The sequence below is a fragment of the Rhodococcus sp. SORGH_AS_0301 genome (assembly GCF_030818285.1).
GTDB lineage: Bacteria > Actinomycetota > Actinomycetes > Mycobacteriales > Mycobacteriaceae > Rhodococcoides.
Map to the genome: position 1 here is coordinate 2,831,054 of NZ_JAUTAC010000002.1, position 25,129 is coordinate 2,856,182.

The window sequence follows — 25,129 nt, forward strand, 5'->3', positions numbered from 1 at the left end:
ACAGCACACAGCGCATGACGGGTGTGCTCGCATGATGCACGTGGTCGCGTGACGACCCGCGACGAGCTGTTCCCCGGCACGGACGCCACCTCGACCGCCCATCGCGAGTTCGACTGGTCGACGACGTCACTCGGACCGGTCGAGAACTGGCCGGACGCACTGGTGACCGCCATCCGCACGCTGTTCCCGTCCGAGGTGGGACAGCTCGTGTGGTGGGGCGAGGATCTGGTCCAGCTCTTCAACCACGCCTACACCCCGATGGCAGGCGACCTGTTTCCCGAGGCCGTGGGCCAGCGCGCCGCGGACTGCTGGCGCGTCGGCTGGGAGCAGCTCGGCCCGTTGGCGCACGACGCCCTGCGCGGCACCGCCGTCCATCGCACCCGTCAGCGCGTCCTGCTGGACCGTTTCGGCTACCTCGAGGAAACGTTCTTCACGTTCTCCTACAGCCCGATCCTCGGTTCCGGCGACACGGTGAACGGGGTCTTCGTCGCCACCACCGACGTGACCCAGCAGGTGCTGGCGGAGCGCCGCATGTCGGTGCTGCACGAGCTGGGCTCGATCTCCGTGGCCTCCCGCGACATCGACGACGTCTGCCGGGCGTCACTGGACCTGCTCGCCGGCAACGAGGCCGACGTGCCGTTCGCGTCCATCCACCTCCGCACCACCCACAACGCGGAACTCGGCGAGATCCGTCCCGTCGCCTCGACGTCCGCGACGCTCCCCGGTCGGCCGCACACCGCCACGACCGTCGATCGCGACGTGATCGATCGCGTCAGCAACAGCGGTGTCGGCGAGATCGTGGGCACGACCGCCGTCGTGCTCCCCCTGCACGCGTCGTCGGGCCGACCCGTCGGCGTTCTCGTGGCCGGCATCAGCGCGTTGCGGCGCTTCGACGAGCCGTACCGCGTGTTCCTCGATCTGGTGGCCGGACGCATCTCGACGGCGCTGACGGATGCGTACTCGTATGCGGCAGAACGCCGCAGGGCTCGCGACCTGGAAGAGCTGGATGCTGCCAAGACCCGGTTCTTCGAGAACGTCAGCCACGAGTTCCGCACCCCGCTGACACTGCTCCTGGGTCCGTTGGGCGACGTGGTGGACGACCAGGAGAACCCACTGCCGCCGCACCGGGTGCGATCGCTGCAGACCGCGCGGCGCGCGGCACTGCGACTGCAGCGACTGGTGGACACCCTGCTCGACGTCGCCCGCGGCGATGCCGACGGATTCGTCGTGTCTCTCGAACCGACCGACATCGTCTCGCTCACCACGGACTGCGCCTCGATGTTCCGCGACGCGACGGCGCGGGCCGGCGTGGAACTGCACCTCGCACTCGACGACGTCACCCACCGCTTCGCCGAGATGGACCGCACGATGTGGACTCACGTGGTGATGAACCTGGTGTCCAACGCGGTCAAGTTCACGACGGCGGGATCGGTGACCGTGAGCCTGCGAGACGACGCGGACACGGTGACGTTGACGGTCACGGACACGGGACCGGGTGTCCCCGAGGCCGACCGAGCGAAGATCTTCGACCGGTTCTATCAGGTCGCGGCCGCCGCCGGTCGCAGCCGCGAGGGGTCCGGCGTCGGACTCTCCCTGGTGCGCGACCTCGTGGCCGCCCTGCACGGCACCATCGACGTGAGCGACGGCCCGGACGGCACGGGATCCACGTTCACCGTGACGCTTCCCCGCACGGTGGCGTCCGCGCCGCCCGCCTCCGACGCCACCACACAGGAGGTCGCGGAAGCGTTGGGCGCCGGGTACATCGGTGAAGCCGACACCTGGCGACCGCTGGACGGCGTCCGGACCGATCCGACACCCGATCAGCGCCAGGTGGTGCTCGTCGAGGACAACGCCGACATGCGCGACTACCTCGTCGGACTGCTCCGCGAACAGAACTGGCACGTGACCATGTTCGCCGATGTCGACTCCGCGATGGCGCACGCCCGCGCCCACCCGCCGGACGTCATCGTCAGCGACATCATGCTGCCGGGACGCTCCGGTCTCTCGCTCGTCGACGAGGCGAGGTCCGACGGCCGGCTGGTGCGCGTCCCGATCGTGTTGCTCAGTGCACGTGCGGGATCCGAGTCGGTCGTCGAAGGCCTCCGCCTCGGTGCGGACGACTACGTGACCAAGCCGTTCCAGCCGGCGGAGCTCGTCGCACGTGTCCGGGTGCACCTCGAGCTCGCCCGGTTGCGGGAGCAGCTGCTCGGCAGCGCGCAACGCGAGGTGTCCTCGCTGCGCACGGCGCTCGACAGCCGCAGTGTCCTGAGTCAGGCAGTGGGCCTGCTGATGGTCACGCAGCGGATGTCGCCGGAGGCGGCCTTCGACCACATCGCGACGATGAGTCAGGCCGCCAACGTCAAGGCTCGGGTGATCGCGGAGCAACTGGTCCGCGACTTCGTGGAGGAGCTCGGGTCCGACCCCGTCGGATAGGCACAGCAGCGCAGGAGGTCTCGTCGCATGACGGAACGCAAGCCGTCGGACATCAGTGTCCAGACGTGGGTGGACCGGCAGATCGCGTCCGCTCAGGAGAACGGCGCCTTCGAGAACCTGCCGGGCCTCGGCAAGCCGATCCCACCGTCGAGCACCGACGAGCTGTCCTGGGTGCGGGGGTATCTGAAGCGCGAGAACCTCTCGGGCGATGCTCTTCTGCCGACGCCGCTCCGCCTGCGCAAGGAGGTCGAGCGTCTCCCGGAGGCGCTGCGGGACGTACGGTCCGAGGACGCGGTCCGTGCGATCGTCAAGGATCTGAACGCGCGCATCATGGACTGGCTGCGGGCGCCCGTGGGACCTCAGGTACCCATCGGCCGCGTCGACGCCGACGAGGTGGTCGCGCAGTGGACCCAAGACCGGTCAGCGGCTCGGGCAGCGCTCGCGGCGAAGAAGGCATCGCTGCAACAGGCCGGTCTCATGACGTCGGACCCCGCGCCGCCAGCACGCGCAGCGTCACGGGCTCGACGACCCTGGCTGCGATGGGTCCGGCGACGGCCATGATCAGCACGTAGGCCGTGGCGAGTGCGGCCAGCTCGCTCTCCACGGCGCCGGCCGCGACGGCCAGACCCGCGATGACGATGGAGAACTCGCCGCGCGCGATCAGTGCTGCCCCGGCACGCATCCGGCCCAGCTGTCCCACGCCGATCTGCTTCGCGGCCCACGCGCCGGTGGCCACCTTGGTCACCGCGGTGATGACCGCGAGCAGCACCGCGTACCCGAGGACGGGCGGGATCGAGCGCGGGTCGGTGTTGAACCCGAACACGACGAAGAAGATGGCCGCGAACAGGTCACGCAAGGGCTCGAGCACCCGGGTGGCGGCCTGGGCGGTGGATCCCGAGATGGCGATCCCGAGCAGGAACGCCCCCACGGCCGCGGACACCTGCATCGCCGACGCGATTCCGGCCACCAAGAGGGCGAGCCCGAAGACTTTCAGCAGCACCACCTCTCGGTCCCGGCTGGCGACCACCTTCGACACCACCCACCCGTACCGCAGTGCGACGACCAGCACGACGGCGACGACGAGCAGGGAGATCCCCACGGCCTCGGCGCCGCCGAGAATGCTGACGCCGCCGAGCACCGCGGTGAGGATCGGCAGATAGAGCGCCATCATGAGGTCCTCGAACACCAGGATGGACAGCACGACGGGCGTCTCGCGGTTGCCCAGTCGGCCCAGGTCACCGAGCACCTTGGCGACGATGCCGGACGACGAGATGTAGGTGACACCGCCGAGCACCAGGGCGCCGATCGGTCCCCAGCCGAGAATCAGCGCTGTCACCGCACCGGGCACGAAGTTCAGCACCAGGTCGACCAGGCCCGCGGTCCACGACCGTTGCAGCCCGGTGACCAGTTCGTTCGCGGTGTACTCGAGTCCGAGGAGCAGGAGCAGCAGCACCACGCCGATCTCGCTCGCGAGATGGGTGAAGTCGTCGATGCCGTCGAGCTCGACGATGCCGCCGTTGCCGAAGAACAACCCGGCGAGCAGATAGAACGGGATGGGGGACATGCCGATCCGCGAAGCGAGCCTGGCGAGCAACCCCAGCGCGAAGAAGACAGCGCCCAGCTCGGTCAGTCCGAGCGCAGTCTCTCCCACCCGTCAGCTACCGAGGATCTTCGCTGCGTGATCGAGACCGTCGCTCGTTCCGACGACGACGAGCAGGTCGCCCGAGACGAGGGTGAAGTTCGGCGGCGGCGACGGCTGGACCTGCCCCGCCCGCATGACCGCCACGATGGACACCCCGGTCTTGGTCCGCATGGCGGTGTCGCCGAGAAGTCGGCCGTCGAAGCGGGATCCCTCGTGGATCGGCAACTGCCGGGTCCGGATACCGGGGAGGTCGCGGTGCTCCTCCCCCAGCTGCGCGACGAGTTGCGGCGTGCCCAGCAGGTTGCCGAGCGCCGCCGCCTCCTCGTTCGTCAGCGTGATCGACGCCTGCGTCGAGTCCGGGTCCTCCTTCTTCGACACGATCAGCTCGTTCGTGCCGTCCTTGCGCGTGATGACCCCGATGCGTCGCCCCGTGGACAGCGCGAAATCCTTGCGTACCCCGATGCCGGGAAGCAGGGTGACGTCGACGTTCATGCGGCGATGCTAGCCCCTCAGGTCAGTCGTGACGGGTCCAACAGTCCCGTCTGCACCGCCTTCACCAGCCGACGCGGCACCCGGTGCGTCACGCCGCCGACGGTGACGGACACCAGATCCGGCGGCGTCGCCTTCCACTGCGAGCGTCGACTGCGCGTGTTCGAGCGGGACATCTTCCTCTTGGGAACAGCCACGGGTCAGGCCTTTCTCGTGCGGGTGCCGTAGCGACGCTCGAACTTCTCGACGCGTCCCTGCGTGTCCATCACCCGCGCCGCGCCGGTCCAGAACGGGTGCGACTCGTTGGTGACGTCGACGACCACCAGGGGATATGTGCGACCGTCCGAGTACTCGACGGTGCGATCGCTGGTGACGGTCGACCTCGTCAGGAACATCGATCCCGTCCCGGAGTCCTGGAATACGACCGGATGGTAGTCCGGATGTACGTTCTTCTTCACTGTGCAGCCCTTCTGTCGTCGTCCGCCCCGACGGCGGAACTGTCTGTCTCGCAGGGATCTTCGTGGTACTGCCCGAAAGGGTCAGCCCACTCGGCCCAGAGCTCGGGAGTCTCGAGCTCGTCCGGCGTGAGCAGCGCGTCGGACAGCGCCGCGTACACGTGCTCGGGATCTGCCTCGTGCACCAGCACCACCAGCGACTGCGCGCGGTCCCCGTACTCCTCGTCCCATGCGAGTGCGGCGAGAGCGCGGCGGGCGGTGGGCGCCTCCTCGTAGTCGTCCGGTGCCATGGCCGCGAGCCACGAGCCCGCGGAGGCAACCCGGAGCCCACCGCCGGCGGACTCGAGCCACAGCACGGCGTCGGGTTGCGTGGCCACCCACAGCCGACCGCGGGTGGCGACGACACCGTCGAGGAGAACGTCGATCGCGTCGTGCAGCCGGCCCGGGTGGAACGGCCGTCGGTCCGTGAACTCGACCAGGGTGACGCCGCACTCCGCCGACAGCGGCGGCTGCCCGTCGAGCAGTGGCGCGTGGGCGTCGTCGACGAGTCCTCGCCGCGCCGTCGCCGGAACGCGGGCCAGCAGGTCTCGCGGACGTTCGCCCGGCAGGATCCAGACCCGCGGCGCGCGTGGTGCGAGCCGCGCCAGTACCGCGTCTAGGCGCGCGGCGTCCCACCGATCGACTCCGGTGTCCGCGACGACCAGCAGATCGGACCCTCGAACGGTGCCGACGGCGACCTGCGCGACGGTGCGGTCGTCGAGAAGATCCACGACCTGACCGCCGTCGGGCCCGGGCGGGAACGCCCGTTCGCCGACGAGCTCGTCGCCGGTGGCGTCGGACAGCCAGGTCGCGCCGTCGACGCAGCCGACGACCGCCTCGATGCGCACGTCTCGCGACGCCGTGGCGTCCACCCGGCCGACCATGCCGGTGACGACGGTGTTCTCGATCGCCCAGCAGATCGCCTCGACCTCCAGCGAGGGATCGACCCGGACGACGATGCGTCGCACGGACGAGTCCGCGGAGACCGATCGCAGCAGGGGGAGCAGATCCTCCCGCAGCAGGCAGGAGACGCAGCACCCGAGACCCGCCAGGTCGACGACCCGGGTGGTCGGCGTGGCGTCGTCGTCCATCCGGACCGTCCGCCGCCGCACGACACCGACGGTGGCGTCGGAGAGGTCGTGGTGCAGGACGATCGTGCCCGGCTCCTGGAACGTCGCGCTCACCGCGGCGCCGAGATCCTCCGGCCCGCACACCACGACCAGGGGCGTTCTCCTGTCGGGCGCCTCGAGGTTCTCCATCGGCACTGCACGTCCTTTCGGTTCTTCGAGTTGTCGACAACGATTGTCAGTTACCGGCGTCCGAGCGTACAGTTCCGATACAGCGCTTGTCGACAACTGTTGTCGATAAAGTCCGGTCACCAGTCGACAGAGAGGAAGGGTTCCCGATGTCCGCGCACTGCGACGTCACAGGACGGGTCCCGAGCTTCGGGAAGTCCGTCTCGCACTCCCACCACCGCACGAGTCGGAGGTGGAACCCCAACGTGCAGCACAAGACCTACTTCGTACCGAGCCTCGGCCGACGAGTGCGGCTGACGGTCTCGGCGAAGGGGATCAAGACCATCGACCGCGACGGCATCGACTCCGTCGTCACGCGGCTCGTCGCGGCCGGAAAGAAGTCCTGACATGGCGAGCAAGAGCACCGACGTCCGGCCGATCGTGAAACTGACGTCGACCGCCGGCACCGGCCACACGTACGTCACCCGGAAGAACCGGCGCAACGATCCCGACCGACTGGTCCTGCGCAAGTACGACCCCGTCGTGCGTCGACACGTCGATTTCCGGGAGGAACGCTGATGGCCAAGAAGTCGAAGATCGCCCGCAACACCCAGCGGGCCGAGATCGTCGCCCGCCACGCGGCACGTCGCCACGAGCTGAAAGAGCTGATCCGGAGGCCCTCGACGAGCGACGAGGACCGGTTCGCGGCGCAGCGGGCTCTCCAGCGTCTACCGCGCGATGCGAGTCCGGTAAGATTGCGCAATCGAGACGCTGCGGACGGTCGCCCGCGCGGGTACCTCCGGAAATTCGGACTCTCCCGCATCGGCGTTCGAGAGAGAGCACATCGCGGGGAACTTCCCGGCGTCCACAAGAGCAGTTGGTGAGATGGAGAACTCATGGCAGTGAAGAGGGGCCCGTCCAAGAAGGATCGGGTCGAGAAGGATCGCAAGCCCAAGAAGAACCCGCTCATCGCGGCGGGCATCACCGAGGTCGACTACAAGGACGTGAACCTGCTGCGTCAGTTCATCTCCGATCGCGGCAAGATCCGTAGCCGCCGTGTCACCGGGCTGACCCCCCAGCAGCAGCGTCAGGTCGCCACCGCCGTGCGCAACGCACGCGAGATGGCGCTCCTTCCGTTCACCACCCGCTGAGTGTCGACCGGTAGGGGCTGACAGGCCCCCCGTGTCAGGAGTTCTCGCCGGATTCACCGTCATCTTCGTGGTCGTCTTCATCGGCTACGTCGTCGCCCGTACGGGCGTACTCGGTGAGTCCGGCGGACTCGTTCTGGGGCGGATGGTGTTCTTCGTCGCCACTCCGGCGCTGCTGTTCGACACCCTCGCCCGCGCCGACCTGTCGGTGATCTTCTCCCCCACACTCGCCATCACGGCCGTGGGGGCTCTGCTGGTCGGAGCCCTGTATCTGGTGATCGCCCTGACGATCACGAAGCGCACGGTCCCCGAGGCCACCATCGGGGCACTCGCCGCGTCCTACGTCAACGCGGCCAACCTCGGCATCCCCATCGCCGTGTACGTCCTGGGCGACGCCTCGTTCGTCGCGCCGCTGCTGCTCTTCCAGATCATGATCTACTCGCCGCTGGCCCTGACGATCCTGGACGTCTCGACGTCGTCGCGCGGCACCTCGCTGGTCGGTGTCGTGGCAGCCCCGTTCACCAACCCGATCGTCCTCGCCGGCCTCGCCGGACTGGCGCTCGCCGTGACGGGTCTGAGCCTGCCGGACCCCGTGATGCAGCCGTTCGCACTGCTCGGCGGCGCCAGCGTTCCCGGCGCCCTTCTCGCCTTCGGCATGTCGTTGCAGGGCGTACGCGTGCTCGAGCGGGGAGCCGGACCGCGCCGCGACGTCGCGCTGGCGACCTTTCTCAAGATGGCCGTGCTGCCCGTCCTCACCTACGTCCTGGCGCGGTGGGTGTGGCGCATCGACGGCCACGACCTCTTCGCCGTGGTGGTCATCGCAGCGCTTCCCACCGCGCAGAACGTGTTCATCTACGCCACCCGCTACGGCCGCGGAACCGTGCTGGCACGCGACACCGCGTTCGTCACGACGCTGGTGTCCGTTCCCGTCATCGCCCTCGTCGCCGCGCTGCTCGCGTGACCGTGGGAGCGAGCTCGGCCGGGCCCGCGCGCGGCCGCGCTACCGTGGAGGTCATGAGGTCGTTCGCCCTGGGGCTGCTGTTGTGTGTCGCACTCGGCGGATGCGGCTCCTCCGACCCCGGCGACGCCGGCGACCTCGAGACCGGCGCGGCGTCCCCCACCGACCTCGTGCCCGTCCCCGGCTCACCGCCGGTTCCCCACGAGGTGGCCGCGGACCAGGTGGGCACCGAGTTCACACCCGGCGCGTCGCTGGTGATGGCGCAGTCCACACCGTTCGAGGCGTGGACCGCGCTGCCGGGCAACCGGATCGCGGTGCACTTCGTCACCGGCACTCCCGAGTGCTACGGCGCCGACGCGACCGTGGAGGAGACCGAGGAGACGGTGGTGGTCACCGTCCGGACCGGCACCCTCGAATCCGCGAAGGACAAGTCCTGCATCATGATCGCCGTGTACGGGACCATGGAGCTGCAGCTCGCGGCCCCGGTGGGCACCCGCACGGTGCTCAACGGGACCTGAGCCGGCTCAGCGCTTCCTGCGGGCGCTCAGATAGTCGCTCACCACCGCGGCACCGAGTCCGTCCAGATCGGGTGCGACGACCCGCCCGCCCACGCGCTGGGCCATCCGGTCCACGACGCGGGCCAGACCGGGATCGTCTCCCAGCCGGAAGATCGTCACCTGCGCACCGATCTTCGCCAGGGTATCGAGCTCCCTGACCGTCAACCCGAGGGTCCGCGGATGCGGCGGATAATCGAAGAAGGCGTGGCCGTCCGGTTCGAGATGGGCGGTCGGCTCGCCGTCCGTGACGATGAGCACCACGGGTTGGGCGTTGGGATTGCGCCGCAGGTGCGCCGTGGCCAGCATCAGCGCGTGGTGCAGGTTGGTGCCCTGGTCCCACGCGCCGTCGAGCCCCGCCAGTTCCGACGGTGTGAGCGTCTGCGCGTGTCGTCCGAAACCGATCATCGTCAGATCGTCGCCGCGGAACCGCGTGCTGACGAGGTGATTCAACGCCAGCGCCGTCCGCTTCATCGGAACCCAGCGACCCTCCATCACCATGGAGAACGACGTGTCCACCAGCAGGGCCACCACGGCCTGTGACCGTAGCTCGGTCTCGCTGATCTCGACGTCGGTGACGGCCAGACGCACTCCGGTCTCGCCGTCTCCGCGAGGTTCCGTCGCGGTGCGCAGGACGGCGTTGGTCACCGTCCGGACGACGTCCCACGGCTCGGTGTCGCCGAACTCCCAGGCGCGCGACGCACCGGTGGGCTCGCCCATCGCGCCCGCTCGGCGGGTGTCACGCTCACCGCGGCGCGATGCCATGCCGCCCGCGACGTCCTTCAGAGCCGATTGCCCCAACTGCCGCATGGCCTTGGGGGACAGGCGCCACTGTCCGTCGGCCCCCTTGTCGAGGAAACCCTCCTGCTGCAACGCCTTCTCCAGGTCCGCCAACGTCCGCGCGTCCGCGGCCGCCTCCGGACCCAGTTGGCGCAGCAACGCATCGGCGTCGATGTCGTCGAGCGCCGCACCGTTGTACTGCTGCGAGAGCTGGTCCCCCAGCTCCTCGAGTTCGGCGATGTCCTGCAGCACACCGGTCCCGTCGCCGAGTCCCATGCCCTCCTGACCGCGGAACTTCTGGGCGGAGTCCCAGTCCTCCCCCGGCCGGGCCGACTGCAGATTCGCGTCGAGTCGCGACAGCTGGTCCATCAGGTCCTGGCTGCCGAAGGCCTGCTGCGCCAACGCGTCCAGCTCGGCACGCTGCTCCGCGGAGAGCGAGTTCCGCAGCCTCTGCGCTGCCGCGGACCGCTCCGCGAGAGCATCGATCAGGTCGTCGATGGTCTCGGGATTCTCGGGGAAGAACTCACCGTGATCGCGCATGAACTTCTCGAACTGCTCGTCGGTGTTCTCCCCGCGCGCATGGGCGTCGAGCATGTCGTTGAGATCGGACAGCATCTCGGCGACCCGAGCACGGTCCTCCTCGGTGGCCCCCTCGAGTGCCTGCTTCATGCCCTTGAAGCGTTGATCGAGCACCTCGCGGCCGAGCAGATCCTTGATCTTCTCGTAGTTCTCCCGCGCCTCGCTACTGCGCCAGTCGTAGTCGGCGAGCTCCTGCACGGCCTGCGCCGTCGACGGAGGCAGTTCGGCGATCTGCATCTCCTGGAAGCGGGCGTCGTCGTCCAGCGCACGGGCCAGGGTCTTGCGCTCCTCGAGGACCGCCTCGTCCAACAGCTCGCGCACCTCCTGCAGGGTGCCGTCGAGATTCTTGTTCTTCAGCAGTTCCCGCCGACGACGGTTCGCCCGCGCGGCGAGATCGTCCAGGCCGCGCATGTTCTTCGTCCCGCGACGCAACATCTCCTGCATCGCGCGGCGCGGCGACGCACCTTCGAGAACGTCCTGACCGATCGCGTCGAGCGCCTCCCGCAGATCGACGGGTGGCGCCAGCGGATCCGGACCGTCGACGTACGGCCCGTACCGGGAGTTGTGGCCCGCCATCAGCTGTACACCGTCTGCCCGTCGTCGCCGGTGTCCTTGCCGATGCGACGTGCGAGGTAGAGACCCTCGAGCGCGAGCTCGACAGCCGCGGCGCGCTCACCGTCGGAGGTCGCGCCCAGACGCTCGGCGATCTCATCGATGACAGGAAGATCCGGCAACTCGTTCAGCAGCACCTTCGCGGTGACTCGATCACCGGTGATCACGGGCTCACCCTGCTCGACGGCCGTGACGAGAGGGCCCAGGTCGATACCGCCGAGCGAGTCCCGTGCGGTGTCGGCTGTGGCCCGCCGCAGCAGGTGGTTCAGAACCTCGATCTCCCGTCCCTCCTCGCCCGACTCGAACTCCACCTTGCCCCGCAGGACGTCGACGATCGTCTGGGTGTCGACGGGTCGAGCCACCGGATCGGACTCGCCCAGCACGGCGGCACGGTGCACGGCGGCCGCGCCGACGGTCTCGGCGGCGGCGACGGCGAACCGAGCCGAGACGCCGGAACGCTGGTCGACCGACGGCGATTCACGCAGCAGCCGGGTGAACCGCGCCAGCACCTCGAGCACGTGCGGCGGCACGACTGCGGTGAGGTCGGCCTCTTGCTCGATGACCGCGATCTCGTCGGTCAGCAGGATCGGATAGTGGGTGCGGATCTCGGCGCCGAACCGGTCCTTCAGCGGAGTGATGATCCGACCGCGGTTGGTGTAGTCCTCCGGGTTCGCACTCGCGACGAGGAGCACGTCGAGGGGCAACCGCACCGTGTAGCCACGGATCTGGATGTCGCGCTCCTCCATCACGTTGAGCAACGACACCTGGATGCGCTCGGCGAGGTCGGGCAGCTCGTTGATCGCCACGATTCCGCGGTGGGTACGCGGCACGAGGCCGAAGTGGATTGTCTCCGGATCGCCCAGGCTGCGGCCCTCGGCGACCTTCACGGGGTCGACGTCGCCGACGAGGTCGGCCACCGACGTGTCCGGGGTCGCCAGCTTCTCCGAGTACCGCTCGGAGCGATGGCGCCAGGACACCGGCAGATCGTCGCCGAGTTCGGCTGCCCGGCGGATCGAGGCGGGGGTGATGGGGTCGTAGGGATGCTCACCGAGCTCGGAGCCGTCGATGACGGGCGTCCACTCGTCGAGCAGCGTGGTGAGGGTTCGGAGCAGGCGGGTCTTGCCCTGCCCGCGCTCGCCGAGGAGAACGACGTCGTGCTGGGCGAGGAGTGCGCGTTCGATCTGCGGAAGGACGGTGTTCTCGAATCCGAGAATGCCGGGCCATGCGTCGCGGCCCTCGCGCAGGGCGTCGAGCAGGTTGTCGCGGAGTTCGTTCTTGACTGTCTTCTGGACGTGTCCCGACGCGCGGAGTTCACCGAGGGTGGTCGCGCGCGGGTGTGGATCTCGACTACTGGGAGACTGGGTCACCCTTCCAACGTACGAGCGTCGAGCCGTTTCGGCACGTGCACAGCTCGATCAGTGCCCCGACGGGTCCGTCAGGTCCTTGCCCTCGGCGTTCTTGACGCGCTTGCGTTCGAGCAGGATCACTGTCAGACCGGCGGCCCAGAGGATCACGGTGGCCGGGAACAGGATCATCACCCACCCCTCGAAACCGCCTCCTGCGGCAGTGAGCCCGAGACCCATGGCCCCGAGGCCCAGTGCGATGAGGAAGTAGCCGGGCCAGTTCCGGGCATCGGCGATGGCCTCGCCGGCGTGTGCGCGGAAGGTCCGCTCGTCGTCGCGAGGCTCGCGCTCCGAGCTGCCCTCCTTCATTCCGCCGTCCGGGTCGCCGTCACGGTGGTCCTGAGTCATGGCCCGCGTCTACCCTCGCCGAGAACAGACCAAACACGATGTGGCCTCCTGCCGGTAGCGTCGAGCGGTGACCGAGACCAGTGCATACGACTTCACCGCCACGACCATCGACGGCGAGCCCGTCGACCTCGCCGCCTACAAGGGCAAGCCGCTCCTCATCGTCAACACCGCTTCGCAGTGCGGATTCACGCCGCAGTACGAGGGCCTCGAGGTGCTGAACAAGACGTACGGGCCGCAGGGGCTGGTGGTTCTCGGCTTCCCGTGCGATCAGTTCGGGCACCAGGAGCCCGGCGACGCCGACGAGATCAAGAACTTCTGCTCGCTGCGGTACGACGTCACGTTCCCGATGCACGAGAAGATCGAGGTGAACGGCGACGGCGCGCACCCGCTCTACAAGTGGCTGCGCGACCAGAAGTCGGGCGTGCTGGGCAGCCGGATCAAGTGGAACTTCACCAAGTTCCTCATCGACGCCGACGGCAAGGTGGTCGACCGTTTCGGGCCGACCACCAAGCCGGAGAAGCTCGCGAAGCCGATCGAGAAGGTCCTCGCGAAGAACTGAGCCCGGGGGGTCGAGGTTCGGGGGGTCGAAGTTCGGGGGGGTCGGGGTTGGGAGAGGTCAGTGTGCGAAGTGGCGTGACCCGGTCAGGTACATGGTCACGCCCGCCTCGCGCGCTGCCTCCACGACCTCGGTGTCGCGGATCGATCCGCCGGGCTGCACCACCGCCGCCACCCCCGCTGCGGCGAGGATCTGGAAGCCGTCGGGGAACGGGAAGAAGGCGTCCGACGCGGCCACGGCGCCCGTGGTGCGGTCGCCGGCGCGGCGCACGGCCAGTTCGGCGGAATCGACCCGATTGACCTGTCCCATGCCCACTCCCACGGACGCACCGTCCGCGGCGATGAGGATGGCGTTGGACTTGACGGCGCGGCACGCCTTCCAGGCGAACTCGAGGTCGGCCAGCACTGCCTCGTCGGCGGGCTCGCCCACGGCCAGGGTCCACCCCGACGGATCGTCGCCCGCGGCGTCGAGACGGTCGCGGTCCTGCAGCAGCAGGCCGCCCGAGATCTGCTTGATCTCCGGCACCGCCGTCGGCGGCTCGCACACGAGGACGCGGATGTTCTTCTTGCGCTGCAGCACTCCCAGCGCGCCGTCGGCGTAGGACGGGGCGATGATGACCTCGGTGAAGATCTCGGCGACCTGCTCGGCCATCTCGACGGTGATCTCGCGGTTGGACGCGATGACGCCGCCGTACGCGCTCACCGGATCGCAGGCGTGCGCCTTGCGATGCGCCTCGGCGATGGAGCCGGACGCCGACACCGCGATGCCACACGGGTTGGCGTGCTTGATGATCGCCACGCACGGGAGATCGTGGTCGAACGCGGCACGCCAGGCGGCGTCACCGTCGGTGTAGTTGTTGTACGACATCTCCTTGCCGTGCACCTGCTCCGCCTGCGCGATGCCGGCGGGAGCGGACGGGTCGACGTACAGAGCGCCGGCCTGGTGCGGATTCTCGCCGTAGCGCAGAACCGAGGCGCGCTCGTAGGTCGCGCCCATCCATGCCGGGAAGTGCTCGGACTCGTCGGAACCGCCGGCGACGAGGACGTCGGTCATCCAGGACGCCACCGCGACGTCGTATGCTGCGGTGTGCTGGAACGCCGTGGCGGCCAGCGCGATTCGCTGCTCGAGCGTGAAGCCGCCACCCTGCACCGCGGTCAGCACGTCGGCGTAGCGAGCGGGATCCACCACGACCGCCACCGACGGATGGTTCTTCGCCGCGGCGCGGACCATGGACGGGCCACCGATGTCGATCTGCTCCACGCACTCGTCCGAACTCGCACCGGACGCCACCGTCTCGGTGAACGGGTAGAGGTTGACGATGACGAGCTCGAACGGAGCGACGCCCAACTCGTCGAGCTGCGCGAGGTGTTCCGGCTTGCGCGTGTCCGCCAGGACGCCGGCGTGCACGCGCGGATGCAGCGTCTTCACGCGGCCGTCCAGGGTCTCGGGGAAGCCGGTGAGGTCTTCGACCCGAGTCACCGGCACGCCCGCGGCGGCGATGCGCCCGGCGGTCGATCCGGTGGACACGATCTCCACCCCGGCGGCGTGAAGGCCCACGGCCAGCTCGTCCAGACCGGTCTTGTCGTAGACGCTGACGAGTGCGCGCGAGACGGCGCGCGTGTTCTCTGGGTTAGTCACTGGGGATCTGGGCCTTTCGTCCATCGGTGATGACTCCGCGTGTGGCGACGGCGGCGACCACGTCGATCAGCAGCCGTCGTTCGACGATCTTGATGCGCTCGTGCAGCGACTCCTCGGTGTCGCCGTCGAGCACCGGAACAGCTTCCTGCGCCACGATGGGCCCGGTGTCCACACCGTCGTCCACCAGGTGGACGGTGGACCCGCTGACCTTCACACCGTGGGCGAGGGCATCGGCCACCGCGTGCGCGCCCGGGAACGACGGCAGCAGTGCGGGGTGGGTGTTGACGATGCGGCCACCGAAGCGTGCGAGGAACACCGGCCCGAGGATCCGCATGAATCCCGCGCTCACGACGAGATCCGGTGACCAGGAGTCCACGACCTCGGTGAGGGCGGCATCCCACTCCGCACGCGAACCGTGGTCCGACACGGCCACTCGCCGGGACGGCAGCCCTGCGCTCTCGGCGCCGCACGGCCGATCCACCACCACGGCGACGACCTCGGCCGGGAACTCGGGAGCGGACGCGGCCTCGACCAACGATCCGAGCAGTGATCCGACCCCCGAGGCGAGGACGACGACGCGGGCCGGGAGGTCCCGCCCGGGTGTCGAACGCGGGGCAGACAGCGTGCTTCTCCTCAGCTGCTCGGGCGGGTCAGGTGCTCTGTCGGCGTGGGATCACGCCGACAGGAAGCCTAGACGGCCGCCGTTCGCCTCCTCGATCGGCCTCGCTCGGGGAGGACGCGCGTCAGGGAGCGGTGTCGGTGCCGCCGGGCTTCTCGGGCTCGGCCGACTCGTCCGGCAGGTCGACGATCTCGGCGTCGACGACGTCCGCCTCCACGGCATCGTCTTCGGTCTCGACGGTGTCGGTGTCGGTGGTCTCGGCTTCGGTCTCGGCTTCCACGATGTCCGTGTCCGTCGGCGCGGCGTCCGGGGCTGCGGGGAGGGCGGCCGGCTCACCGAGCATCGATGTGCCCGCGGAGTCGTCGGATTCACTCTCCTCGGCTTCGTTGCCCTCGTGCCATCCGTGGATGTCGTGGCGCCGCATCGACCAGGCGGTGACGGCCGCGGTGAGCGCGCCCACCACGAGGCACCACGCGAAGGTGGTGACGCCGAGGAGCGGCGCGTCGACACCGAGATGGCCGAACGTTCCCACCGAGCCACCGGCGACGACGCCGATCAGGACGGCCGCCACGCTCACGCAGACCGCGGCGGCGGCGGCACTGCGCACCGCGTCCGCCAGGGACGTCGTCGCACGAGCACACGCACGCCCGAGCACCACGGCGGCGAGTGCGGGGACGACGAGCATGACCGGCCACCACACCTGGGCCGACGATTCGGGCATGACTGCCAGCACCGGGACGGCAGGAAGCTGACCGCCGGTCGTCTCGGTGACGGAGACCATCGCCGCGCCCACGTGGGCGGACGACCCGGTGACGACCGACGACGCCGCCACCACGATGTTGGGCAGATACAGCACCGAGATCGCGGTCAGACCCAGCGCTCCGCCGATCCCGCCGCCGGACTCGAGCAGCGTGCCGAGCGTGGAGAAGGACAGCACGAGAGAGGTGGCGACGACGACGGCGCCACCGGCGAGCAGCACCGCGCCGGCACGCGCCGCCGGAGCGAAGGACGCTGCGAGCCACGGCGGCAGGACCACCGTGCGCATGAGTGAGGGCCAGGTACCGCGGATGCAGCCGATCGCCGCACCGATGCCGTGCACGAGGATGACCCACCCGAAGGTGGCGAGTGCGTTGGGCGTGCTCAGGGCGATGACGGTGGACGCGTCGTGAATCATTGCGAGCATCACCGCCGCCATCGCGAGCGGACCCGCGATCGCCGCGCCGACGACCCATCCGATGTCGCGGCGGGTGGAGGCGTCGGTCAGTGGCCGCGCGACCGCCGACGACACCGCGCGCACCAGCACGAGAGTGGGCAGCAGCGGCAGGATCGACAACGTCGCACCGGCGATGCCCAGCGGCACTTGATGGACGGCCAGCCACGTGGCGGCCAACGCTCCGAACGTCCCCGTCAGGTCGCTGTTCGCGGAGACGAGCGTCACCAGCACCACGGCCGTGACGACGGCCAGGAGTAGCCCGACGGGCCGGAACGCCACGGTGAGCAGCATTCGAGCCTCGTCGGGACTCGGACCGAAGCGGCCCCGCGTGTGCGGTTCGCGATCGAGTAGTGAGGTCATCACCGATCAGGTTCTCACCGTCGGCGCGGTGGAGAACCTAGGCGCGCCGACGACGTGGTTCAGCGGCGGTCGTCCGACCGATCGCCGAAGTCGAGTGCGCGGGTGGCTTCCGGTGCCTGCTGCTCGGGCGCCTGTTGCTCGGGTGCCTGTTGCTCGGGTGCGTGCCCCTCCGTGCTCGGCTGCTGCGCGGACGACTGCTCACCGGTGGGAGGTGTCGCGGACTCCGCCGATGCGGCGTGCGCGGGGGCGGTGCCCTCGGCGGTCTGGCCGACCGGCTGCCCGTAGCGCTCGGTCGGGGCGCTGTAGGGCGATCCGTAGCCCTGCGGCTGGCCGTACCCTTGCTGACCGTAGGCGCCGGGCTGCGCCTGACCCTGCTGGCCGTATCCCTGCGGCTGCCCGTAACCCTGCGGCTGCCCGTAACCCTGCGGCTGCCCGTAACCCTGCGGCTGCCCGTAACCCTGCGGCTGCCCGTATCCCTGCGGCTGCCCGTAGGCACCCGGCTGCCCGTAACCCTGCGGCTGGCCATAGCTCTGTGGCTGCCCGTAACCCTGCTGGCCATAGGCGCCCTGCTGGCCATATGCCTGTTGGCCGTATGCCTGTTGCCCGTTGTTCTGCTGGCCGGGACCCTGCTGTCCCGGGCCACCCGGCTGGCCGAACTGCTGCTGCTTCGGACGCGGCGCCGGAACCGTCACGACTCCCGAGTCGACGAGAAGCGCACCGACGGCCGCGGCCACCTGCACGATGGCCAGGATCAGAACCAGGATCGACCCGATGCCGATACCGACGCGGACGGTCTCACCGAAGGCGGTGAACGCCGCCCCGCGGTTAACCAGCTGGAAGATCAGCGTGAGCAACGCGGTGACGGACAGCGCCGCGACCAGTCCCCGCGACGTCGTCTGCCGCGGGAGGAGGCCCGCGGCCGTGACGAGCGCAGCGAGGAGGAGCAGCGCCACGGACGTCGGGTCGCCCAGCTCGCGTTCGAAGAAGTTGGAGGACTCACCGCCGAGCGCGAACTGCGCGGACAGACCGAGCAGGAACGCGAGGACACCGGTGCCGATGACGACGTACGACGCGATACGGGCGACCTGCGTCGTGCGCGCCGCGATCTGCTCGGTCGTGTTGTCGTCGGCGCCGGCCGCGTCCGCGTCGACGGACGGGGTCGCAGCGCCGTCAGTGCGGTCGATCGACGCTGAACGGTCGTCGACCTGCCCGGTCTCCGTGGACGGGTCTCCGAAGGTGGTCGTCCGCGGGTCCGTCCGGCCGTGGTCGTGGTCGGGTCCCCCTGGTGAGAAGGTCATCTCGATTCCTCTTCCTCGGTGCTGGTCGTCGGTCGGCCGCCGACTGCGGCGGCCGCGCCGCTCACCAACACTACGGACCCGCGGTGAGTGACTCCTCGCTCAGGCGACGCCGACGGGTTCGCGGTCACTCGCCCGCGCGGCCTCGATCTCCCGCACCAGCGGCAGAATCTTCGCTCCGAAGTACTCGATCTCCTCCTGGAAGTGCAGGAAACCGCCGAGGATGAGGTCCACGCCGCGGTCGCGGTAGTCGACGATGCGCGTCGCCACCTGTTCGGGCGTACCGATCAGCTGGGTCTTGAAGCCGTCGTTGTACTGCACGAGGTCCTCGAAGCTCGAGTCGGCCCACATGCCCTTCTTGTCCGACGTCGAACTGCCGGCCTGCTGCACGGCACCGCGGAACCCCTCGACTGCCGGCTTGTTCGCCTTCTCGATGATCTCGCGGAGGGTGTCCCTCGCCTCCTTCTCGGTGTCGCGGGCGATGATGAAGCCGTTGAGACCGAACTTCACCTCACGCTGATGGGCCTGTGCGACGCGCCGCACGTCGTCGATCTGCTCGGTGATGCCGTCGAAATCCTTGCCGTTGGAGAAGTACCAGTCGGAGTACCGACCTGCGTTCTCCCGTGCCGCCGACGAATTACCACCCTGGAACAGTTCGGGATTGGGACGGGCGGGCGTGTTGAGCGGTTTCGGCTTGAGCGTGAAGTCGTGGATGCGGTAGAAGTCGCCGCGGAAATCGACGTCGTCCTCGGTCCAGATCTTGCGCAGCACCTGCAGGAATTCGGCGCTGCGTCGGTAACGCTCGTCGTGTTCGAGCCAGGGCTCACCGAGATGCGTGAATTCGTCCTTGAACCATCCACTCACCACATTGACGGCGAAGCGTCCGTTTGAGAGATGGTCCGCTGTCGCACCGAGTTTCGCGAGCACGGCCGGTTGCCAGAGCCCGGGATGCACGGCAGCGATGACCTTGAGGCGCTCGGTCGCGAGGAGCAGTCCCAGACTGAAACTCGTGGACTCATGTTGAAACTCGGCTCCGTAGCTGGCCTCGTACCGGACCTGGCTCAGCGCGTACTCGAACCCGTTGTTCTCCGCCGTCTGCGCGAGCTTCTTGTTGTACTCGAACTCCCAGCTGGTGCGTTGCTCGATGTCGCTGGTGACGAGGCCACCACTGACGTTGGGCACCCAGTAGGCGAACTTCACTTCGTCGGCGATCTTCTCTGTACTCATGCAGTCCTCGGTTCGATAATAGTGCGCGACATATGATTTCAGGAGTACCAGGTGGGCTGGGGCAACTCGCCGGTGAGCACGTGGCGGCCGACCTCGCGGCGCTTGTAGGCCACCGGATCGTGCAACGTGTGCGTGCGCACGTTGCGCCAGAAACGGTCGAATCCGTGACTCGACGCGGTGGCGCGGGCGCCGAGCCCCTCGAAGATGCCCGACGTGATCTCCAGGGCGACCTCCGTGGCGCGTGCCTTCGCCGCGGCGACGCGCACCTCGTGCTCGCCGCGCTCGTGCTCGGTGACGGTCCAGGCGTTCTCGTGGATCCGCTGCTGCTCCGCGGCTACGGCGTCCGCGAGAGCCTCTGCGGCCCAGAGCTTCGCGGTCAGGTCTCCGTACAGGTCGATGATGTAGGGCTCGTCGAGCGCGTTGTCCACGGTGCTGTGCAGCCACGCTCGCGTGGTGGTGCGCGTGTAGTCGGCAGCGGTCTCGAGGGCTCCGCGTGCGATGCCGAGGTAGAAGTTGACGAACACCAGCTGGATGATCGGGACGTTGAGGGTGTTGTAGACCCGCGGCTCGAACGCCTTGTTCGCGAATCCGGCGGCCGAGCTCCAGTCGGTGCGGACGTGATCGATGGTGACACTGCCACTCTCGGTGCGACGCTGACCGATGTTGTCCCAGTCGTCGTGGAATGTCAGGCCCTCGGAGTTCGACGGAACGATGGCGAAGACGTGGGTGTCGGTACCGGCGAGCACCCCCTCGAGCACGGTCACGTCGGAGACACGACTGCCCGTGGAGAACGTCTTGGCACCGTTGTAGACGATCGTGTCGCCCTCGTCGGTGATCTCGACGTCGTTGTCGCGCGGGTTGACCGCGCCGCCGAAGAACCAGGTGTTCTCGGTGGCGGCTTGTTCGACGGCAGCGATCTGCTCCTTCGTCCCGACCAGACGTGCCGCCCAGAACCACAGCAGGTGGTAGCCGAGCAGCTGTCCGATCGACCCGTCGGCGGCGGCCACGGCGCGGATCACCTGGTAGGCGGTCTCCCAGGTCTGCCCGCCACCACCGAACTCGGTCGGCCCGAGGATCGTGACCAGACCGGACTCCTTCAACAACGTCACCTCCTCGTGCGGCGCCTCGGTGGCGCGATCACGGGCGACGGCGTCGACGGCGAGGATCGCGGCCACCTCGTGGGCACGGTCGATCCATTCCGCGGACGTCGTGGGAGCGGTGGTCCAGCGCGGTTCGGTGGCGGCGCCGGCGGGGCGGGTGTCGGTGATCGTCATGCCCGGAAGTACATCGCCCGGGTCGATGCGGAACCACCGTTGCGCTCTGGGTGATTCGAACGGTTCGCTCACTCGCCGGGTGCGGTGAAGTAGTCGGTGCCGTGCGAGTCGCGGACATGGACGATCCCGTCCCGGAGCATGCGGTGGTGCCACTGCCGCCGGGTCTTCAGGCCGTGGTGCCGACGGCACAGCGGCGCGAGGTTGCCGGTGACGGTCCATCCGCCTCTCTCCGGGTCGGTGTGGTCGAACGGGACGACATGGTCGAGGTCGCAGTCTTCGCTGGGTACAGCACATCCCGGATGGACGCACGTCGGATACAGGGCTGTCACCAGCGACGCGATCGCCTCGGACGGCCGGTAGGTCAACGCCCCGGCCGGGGGTACGGCGAATCCCCCATGTCCGACGGGGTCGGCGACGGCACGGTCCACCGCCGATGGTGGGAGCGTGCGAAGGTAGTCGACCTGCTCCCTGGCTTTGCGGGCTGTCGTGCTGCCCAGCTTCCCCGCGGTCGGTGTCCAGCCTGCGGGCATACGGCGGGTGCGGCGGACTTCCCGCCCGGCGGCGGGCACCGGCGGGCCCGGTGGTTCGGAGTCGGTCGGTGGGTCGTGTTGTGGGCATCGGCAGCTGCACCCCGCCCGCGGTTCCGCGACCTCCGCGGCGGTGATCATCGCCTGCCACGTCGCATCCCCGGCGATTCTCCGGGCCACGTCCGCAGGAACCGGACCCCAACCGACGAGGTGACCGGGTTCCCCTGCCAACCCCGCCGCCGTGGCGGCGTCGAGGACGATGACGGCATGATGGGCCGGTGCGGCCGGCGACGGCGCGTGGGCGCAACTCTCGTCAACGCAGTCGCACGGCAGAGGTGTGCCGGTGATGATCGCATGCGCAGCGTCGAACAACCGCGCCGGCAGCGAACTCGGATCGCACACCCCTCGGGCCGCCTCGACGATGGCCCGCTTCATCCCGGCGATCTGCTCTGCGGGGCCACGAACTTTCAGCTCGGCTTGACCTCGCGGCAGCTTCCTTACCGAGACGTACCGTTCCGTCGTCGCGCGCTCCCGAGCGATGCGGTGCCATTCCGCGTCGAACTCCGCGAGGATCCGATCGACCGCCGCTGCCACCGCACCCGGAGTGCACCTCGATGCGGCAGCGATCACCCGCTGCAGCAGCGCTTCGGTGGCGTTCGGAACCCCGGCCACCGACCTGCACACCGTCCGGAACGCCGCATACGACAACCGGCCCGCATCGAACGCCTCCGCCACCGCAGGATGCGCGGTGCGGGTCAGGAACAGCCACTCGGTCACCGTGCGCGTCGACACCGACAACGCCGCCGCGACCTCCGCCACCGCACAGATCTCAGCAGCCTCGGCGTCGAACACCCCACCCGGACCGAGCACCGCCGGCCGGCGCGACGACTCCTGCACGTACGCACACGACGCCGACACGGTCCGGGCGAACGACGCCTGAGCGTCGACCTTCGCCGACACCACCACATCCACCGAAACCTCTGCGTCGTACACGAATTCACCCCCCGGTGATGCCCCGATCAGACCGCCCCCCGACGACCTGAACAGACAGTAACCCACCCCACCGACACACTTTCGGGTCACGCCGTCGGATGCGCGCTCCAGCTCCTCGATCCGTTTCGGCCGTCGATACATGTGCGGACATTGAGCGCAGATCGCCTTTCCACCAACACATTCCGTGCCCGAGAACACGGCCGGTCGTACTGACCGGACACGTCGATCGAGCTCGAGGCGTCCCGATCGGCGGTCAACTGGATGGGGGTGAGTGTGTTTCGGCCAGGACTTTCGCGAGTTGGCTGATGCGTGTGCGGGCTGCGTCTGGGGCGAGGACCTCGATGTGGTCGCCGAATTGCAGCAGTTGACGCACCGACTCGATGTCGGGGTAGCCGACGACGACGATGCATGTTCCGTTCTCCGGATCGGATACATCGTGGATGCGTGTCCCGAGGATGCGCCGCGCCAAGTCGAGGCCGTGTTCCGGCAGGCGAAAGGTCACGCTCACATGACCTCGACCCTCGGTGCGGTCCTTCAACGCGGCCCATGTGGTGCGGAGGGTTTCTCCGGGTCGGAGAGAGACTGGCGCGTCGAGTTGTTCGAAAGCCGCGAGTCGGTCCAGAGAGAACAGTCGTCCATCTCCTCGGTGGTCGGCGACGAGGTACCAGCGGCCGGACTTCGCCACGATCCCGTACGGGTCGACCACACGTGTCGAGGCCTCACTCTCGGCGCTCCGCCGGTATCGGATTCGCAATCGGCGTCGGTCCTGCAGGGCCGATGCCAGATCGGCGACGTCGACCGCTGCTTCTGAATCGGCAAACCACGGGGTGCTGTCCACCAGCACGAGGTCCGCCAGTCGCAATGGGCTCGTGCCCGTGGATGTCGCGGCCTGGCGGGCGGCGATCTTGCGTGCTGCCGACTCCCACATCGCCGACAAGCCCATGCGCTCACGTTGCGTGCTGTCCAGACCCGCCAGAGAAAGGGCTTCCAACTCCGGTGGTTCCAGGTGGGACGCGTTGAGCCGCGCACCGGGGAGCAGGACGATTCCACCGCTGCGGCCACGTTCGGCGTACACAGGCACTCCTGCTGCCGAGAGCGCCTCGACCTCCCGCAGCACGGTCCGCCGCGATACTTCCAGACGCGCAGCCAGCTCCGTGGTGGTGATGCGTTGGCGGGTCTGCAGCAACAGCAAAAGGTGCAGCAATCGGGAGGCCTTCATGCGTCCGATCTTCGCAGAAAAGGTGACAGGTTCTGTCGTGATAGGCCGGTCCACTGTGGCGGTACCGAGAATTCACCGAGTCGAGGAGCTCCTGTGCCCGCACCGAACCTGTTCCTGATCGGCGTCCGCGACGCCGAGACAGCTACCAGCTTCTACAGCGACCTGTTCGAGATCGAACCGACCTTCATCAGTCCCCACTATGTCGCTTTCCAGGTAGCCCCCGGCGTCTTGTTCGCGCTGTGGACCGGCTACAGCGAGCACCTGGCCCCGGACACTCCACGCACGACCGAGGTCGGACTGATGGTCCCCGGGTCGGCGTCTGCCGTCGACGAGGTCTTCGCGAACTGGGTCTCGAAGGGAGTCCGTGTCGTCGACGAGCCGTACGACGCGGTCTTCGGCCGCACATTTGTGGTCAGCGACCCCGACGGCAACCTCATCAGGGTCTCGCCGATCGACTGATCTACCGAAGGACGACCACCTTCCCGACAGTGCCGCCACTTTCCACCCGCCGGTGCGCGTCCTGCAGGGTGTCCACGTCGAACGGTGACAGAGTCGTGGTGCGGGTGCTCCGCAGAGTTCCGTTGTCGATGAGTCGCGAGACCTCGTCGAGGATGGTGTGCTGAGCAGTGCTCTCCGGCAACGACAACGGCACCGTGAACATCAGTTCCCAGTGCCAGGTCTGGCTCTTGGCCTTCAGCGGCATCAGGTCCAGGCCGACCGGATCGTCGATCGCCACGACCTGACCGTGCACCGCCATCACCGCGGCGTAGGCGTCGACATTGCCCTCGGAGAACGGCGAGAACACGTACTCGACGCCGTCCGGTGCCAGGGCACCGACCTCGTCCACGAGGGAGTGCCGATCCACCACGTGATGGGCGCCCATCTCCATTGCCCAGTCGCGGGATTCGCCGCGCGATGCCGCGGCAACAACGGTGAGCGAGGTCAGTGCCCGGGCGAGCTGGATGATCATCGACCCGGTACCGCCGGCGGCCCCCATCACGAGAAGTGTGCCGGTGCTGTCTTTCCCGAGTCCGAGCCGGACGAACAGCGATTCCCAGGCGGTGATGGCGGTCAGCGGCACGGCCGCGGCGTCCTCGGCGGACAGTGACGACGGCGCATGGCCGACGATCCGCTCGTCGACGAGTTGGTACTGGGCGTTGCTGCCGTCCCGAGCTATGGATCCCGCATAGAAGACTCGATCGCCGGGCTCGAAGATTCGGGCGTCGGAACCCACCGCGACGACCTCACCGACGGCGTCGAAACCGAGGACCTTCGGGCCGTCGGACGGATCGAAGGACGAGCGAACCTTCGTGTCCACCGGATTGACGGACACCGCGTCGACACGTACGAGAACGTCGAATCCGGTGGGCGACGGAGTCTCTCGCTCGATCTGCACGAACGGCGAGTCGGGTTCGACGGAGACGATGGCGGAGTGAGTCGCGGGAATGCTCATACCTCGACGGTAGTCCCCCGGAACGACACGAGGGAGGCAAGCTTCCCGAGCGGGAAACCGGCCTCCCTCGTGTGAGAGAA

27 protein-coding genes are annotated in these 25,129 nt (G+C 68.6%); 10 read left to right on the plus strand and 17 right to left on the minus strand.

Annotation, left to right across the window (positions count from 1 at the left end; all coding sequences use genetic code 11):
* The first annotated feature begins 48 nt into the window (after positions 1–48).
* Both QE397_RS13895 and QE397_RS13900 read left to right on the plus strand, forming a co-directional pair.
* Positions 49–2,433, plus strand: a complete 2,385-nt coding sequence (locus tag QE397_RS13895; protein WP_307095374.1) for an ATP-binding protein — start codon at positions 49–51, stop codon at positions 2,431–2,433.
* Between the two features lie 27 nt (positions 2,434–2,460).
* Positions 2,461–2,994, plus strand: coding sequence for a DUF1992 domain-containing protein (locus tag QE397_RS13900; protein ID WP_307095376.1), 534 nt, complete (start codon positions 2,461–2,463; stop codon positions 2,992–2,994).
* Here the strand turns inward: QE397_RS13900 and QE397_RS13905 are convergent.
* From QE397_RS13905 to mrf, 5 genes are read right to left on the minus strand one after another with little or no spacing between them, the layout of a single operon-like run.
* Positions 2,909–4,084, minus strand: coding sequence for a cation:proton antiporter (locus QE397_RS13905; protein WP_027504134.1), 1,176 nt, complete (start codon positions 4,082–4,084; stop codon positions 2,909–2,911). The genes QE397_RS13900 and QE397_RS13905 overlap by 86 nt on opposite strands.
* A 3-nt stretch (positions 4,085–4,087) precedes the next feature.
* Positions 4,088–4,567 (minus strand): cation:proton antiporter regulatory subunit, encoded by a 480-nt coding sequence (locus tag QE397_RS13910; RefSeq protein WP_027504135.1) that lies wholly within the window; start codon positions 4,565–4,567, stop codon positions 4,088–4,090.
* A 17-nt stretch (positions 4,568–4,584) separates the two neighbouring features.
* Entirely contained in the window at positions 4,585–4,761 is a 177-nt protein-coding gene (rpmF, locus tag QE397_RS13915) for a 50S ribosomal protein L32 (protein ID WP_056447007.1), read from the minus strand.
* A gap of 3 nt (positions 4,762–4,764) precedes the next feature.
* Positions 4,765–5,022, minus strand: a complete 258-nt coding sequence (locus QE397_RS13920; protein ID WP_027504137.1) for a type B 50S ribosomal protein L31 — start codon at positions 5,020–5,022, stop codon at positions 4,765–4,767.
* Positions 5,019–6,317: a ribosome hibernation factor-recruiting GTPase MRF gene (gene mrf / locus QE397_RS13925; RefSeq protein WP_307097557.1), complete on the minus strand. Its 1,299-nt coding sequence runs from the start codon at positions 6,315–6,317 to the stop codon at positions 5,019–5,021. The genes QE397_RS13920 and mrf overlap by 4 nt, the downstream gene beginning before the upstream one ends.
* 146 nt (positions 6,318–6,463) lie before the next feature.
* Here mrf and rpmB point away from each other — a divergent pair, with 146 nt between their 5' ends.
* Genes rpmB through QE397_RS13955 form a run of 6 tightly spaced genes read left to right on the plus strand, consistent with a single transcriptional unit; the run spans position 6,464 to position 8,917 of the window.
* On the plus strand, positions 6,464–6,700 hold the full coding sequence (gene rpmB, locus QE397_RS13930; RefSeq protein ID WP_307095380.1) for a 50S ribosomal protein L28: 237 nt from the start codon (positions 6,464–6,466) through the stop codon (positions 6,698–6,700).
* 1 nt (position 6,701) lies between these two features.
* On the plus strand, positions 6,702–6,872 hold the full coding sequence (gene rpmG / locus QE397_RS13935; protein WP_027504140.1) for a 50S ribosomal protein L33: 171 nt from the start codon (positions 6,702–6,704) through the stop codon (positions 6,870–6,872).
* The gene (gene rpsN / locus QE397_RS13940; protein WP_027504141.1) at positions 6,872–7,177 is read left to right on the plus strand and encodes a 30S ribosomal protein S14; all 306 of its coding nucleotides are present in this window, start codon (positions 6,872–6,874) and stop codon (positions 7,175–7,177) included. The genes rpmG and rpsN overlap by 1 nt, the downstream gene beginning before the upstream one ends.
* 12 nt (positions 7,178–7,189) lie before the next feature.
* Positions 7,190–7,444, plus strand: coding sequence for a 30S ribosomal protein S18 (gene rpsR, locus QE397_RS13945; protein ID WP_027504142.1), 255 nt, complete (start codon positions 7,190–7,192; stop codon positions 7,442–7,444).
* Between the two features lie 31 nt (positions 7,445–7,475).
* Positions 7,476–8,402: an AEC family transporter gene (locus QE397_RS13950; protein ID WP_056447002.1), complete on the plus strand. Its 927-nt coding sequence runs from the start codon at positions 7,476–7,478 to the stop codon at positions 8,400–8,402.
* A 53-nt stretch (positions 8,403–8,455) separates the two neighbouring features.
* A complete protein-coding gene (locus tag QE397_RS13955; protein WP_027504144.1) occupies positions 8,456–8,917 on the plus strand; it encodes a hypothetical protein in 462 nt (153 codons plus the stop codon).
* A gap of 6 nt (positions 8,918–8,923) precedes the next feature.
* Here QE397_RS13955 and QE397_RS13960 read toward each other — a convergent pair whose 3' ends face one another.
* Genes QE397_RS13960 through QE397_RS13970 form a run of 3 tightly spaced genes read right to left on the minus strand, consistent with a single transcriptional unit; the run spans position 8,924 to position 12,675 of the window.
* Entirely contained in the window at positions 8,924–10,888 is a 1,965-nt protein-coding gene (locus QE397_RS13960) for a VWA domain-containing protein (protein ID WP_056446995.1), read from the minus strand.
* On the minus strand, positions 10,888–12,291 hold the full coding sequence (locus QE397_RS13965) for a sigma 54-interacting transcriptional regulator (protein ID WP_307095385.1): 1,404 nt from the start codon (positions 12,289–12,291) through the stop codon (positions 10,888–10,890). Before QE397_RS13965 ends, QE397_RS13960 begins: the two co-directional genes overlap by 1 nt.
* Positions 12,292–12,339: 48 nt before the next feature.
* Positions 12,340–12,675, minus strand: coding sequence for a hypothetical protein (locus QE397_RS13970; RefSeq protein ID WP_081821049.1), 336 nt, complete (start codon positions 12,673–12,675; stop codon positions 12,340–12,342).
* Positions 12,676–12,742: 67 nt separating this feature from the next.
* On the opposite strand from QE397_RS13970, the gene QE397_RS13975 reads away from it, so the two are divergent.
* Positions 12,743–13,234 carry a glutathione peroxidase gene (locus QE397_RS13975; RefSeq protein WP_027504148.1) on the plus strand — a complete coding sequence of 164 codons (492 nt, stop codon included), beginning with the start codon at positions 12,743–12,745 and terminating at the stop codon, positions 13,232–13,234.
* A 57-nt stretch (positions 13,235–13,291) separates the two neighbouring features.
* Here the strand turns inward: QE397_RS13975 and purH are convergent, their stop codons facing one another.
* From purH to QE397_RS14015, 8 genes are all read right to left on the minus strand, one after another.
* A complete protein-coding gene (purH, locus tag QE397_RS13980; RefSeq protein ID WP_222627691.1) occupies positions 13,292–14,893 on the minus strand; it encodes a bifunctional phosphoribosylaminoimidazolecarboxamide formyltransferase/IMP cyclohydrolase in 1,602 nt (533 codons plus the stop codon).
* On the minus strand, positions 14,862–15,506 hold the full coding sequence (purN, locus tag QE397_RS13985) for a phosphoribosylglycinamide formyltransferase (protein WP_222629067.1): 645 nt from the start codon (positions 15,504–15,506) through the stop codon (positions 14,862–14,864). The genes purH and purN overlap by 32 nt, the downstream gene beginning before the upstream one ends.
* A gap of 106 nt (positions 15,507–15,612) precedes the next feature.
* On the minus strand, positions 15,613–17,061 hold the full coding sequence (locus QE397_RS13990; RefSeq protein WP_307095390.1) for a DUF6350 family protein: 1,449 nt from the start codon (positions 17,059–17,061) through the stop codon (positions 15,613–15,615).
* A gap of 59 nt (positions 17,062–17,120) precedes the next feature.
* Positions 17,121–18,359: a DUF5336 domain-containing protein gene (locus QE397_RS13995; RefSeq protein WP_307095392.1), complete on the minus strand. Its 1,239-nt coding sequence runs from the start codon at positions 18,357–18,359 to the stop codon at positions 17,121–17,123.
* Positions 18,360–18,458: 99 nt separating this feature from the next.
* On the minus strand, positions 18,459–19,583 hold the full coding sequence (gene sfnG / locus QE397_RS14000) for a dimethylsulfone monooxygenase SfnG (RefSeq protein ID WP_027504151.1): 1,125 nt from the start codon (positions 19,581–19,583) through the stop codon (positions 18,459–18,461).
* Between the two features lie 38 nt (positions 19,584–19,621).
* A complete protein-coding gene (locus tag QE397_RS14005) occupies positions 19,622–20,857 on the minus strand; it encodes an acyl-CoA dehydrogenase family protein (RefSeq protein ID WP_056447522.1) in 1,236 nt (411 codons plus the stop codon).
* Between the two features lie 68 nt (positions 20,858–20,925).
* The gene (locus QE397_RS14010) at positions 20,926–22,377 is read right to left on the minus strand and encodes an HNH endonuclease signature motif containing protein (protein ID WP_307095395.1); all 1,452 of its coding nucleotides are present in this window, start codon (positions 22,375–22,377) and stop codon (positions 20,926–20,928) included.
* Positions 22,378–22,630: 253 nt separating this feature from the next.
* On the minus strand, positions 22,631–23,596 hold the full coding sequence (locus QE397_RS14015) for a YafY family protein (RefSeq protein ID WP_307095396.1): 966 nt from the start codon (positions 23,594–23,596) through the stop codon (positions 22,631–22,633).
* A 93-nt stretch (positions 23,597–23,689) separates the two neighbouring features.
* Here QE397_RS14015 and QE397_RS14020 point away from each other — a divergent pair, with 93 nt between their 5' ends.
* Positions 23,690–24,055: a VOC family protein gene (locus QE397_RS14020; protein ID WP_056446979.1), complete on the plus strand. Its 366-nt coding sequence runs from the start codon at positions 23,690–23,692 to the stop codon at positions 24,053–24,055.
* A 1-nt stretch (position 24,056) separates the two neighbouring features.
* Here QE397_RS14020 and QE397_RS14025 read toward each other — a convergent pair whose 3' ends face one another.
* The gene (locus QE397_RS14025) at positions 24,057–25,049 is read right to left on the minus strand and encodes a zinc-binding alcohol dehydrogenase family protein (RefSeq protein ID WP_307095399.1); all 993 of its coding nucleotides are present in this window, start codon (positions 25,047–25,049) and stop codon (positions 24,057–24,059) included.
* Between the last annotated feature and the right edge of the window lie 80 nt (positions 25,050–25,129).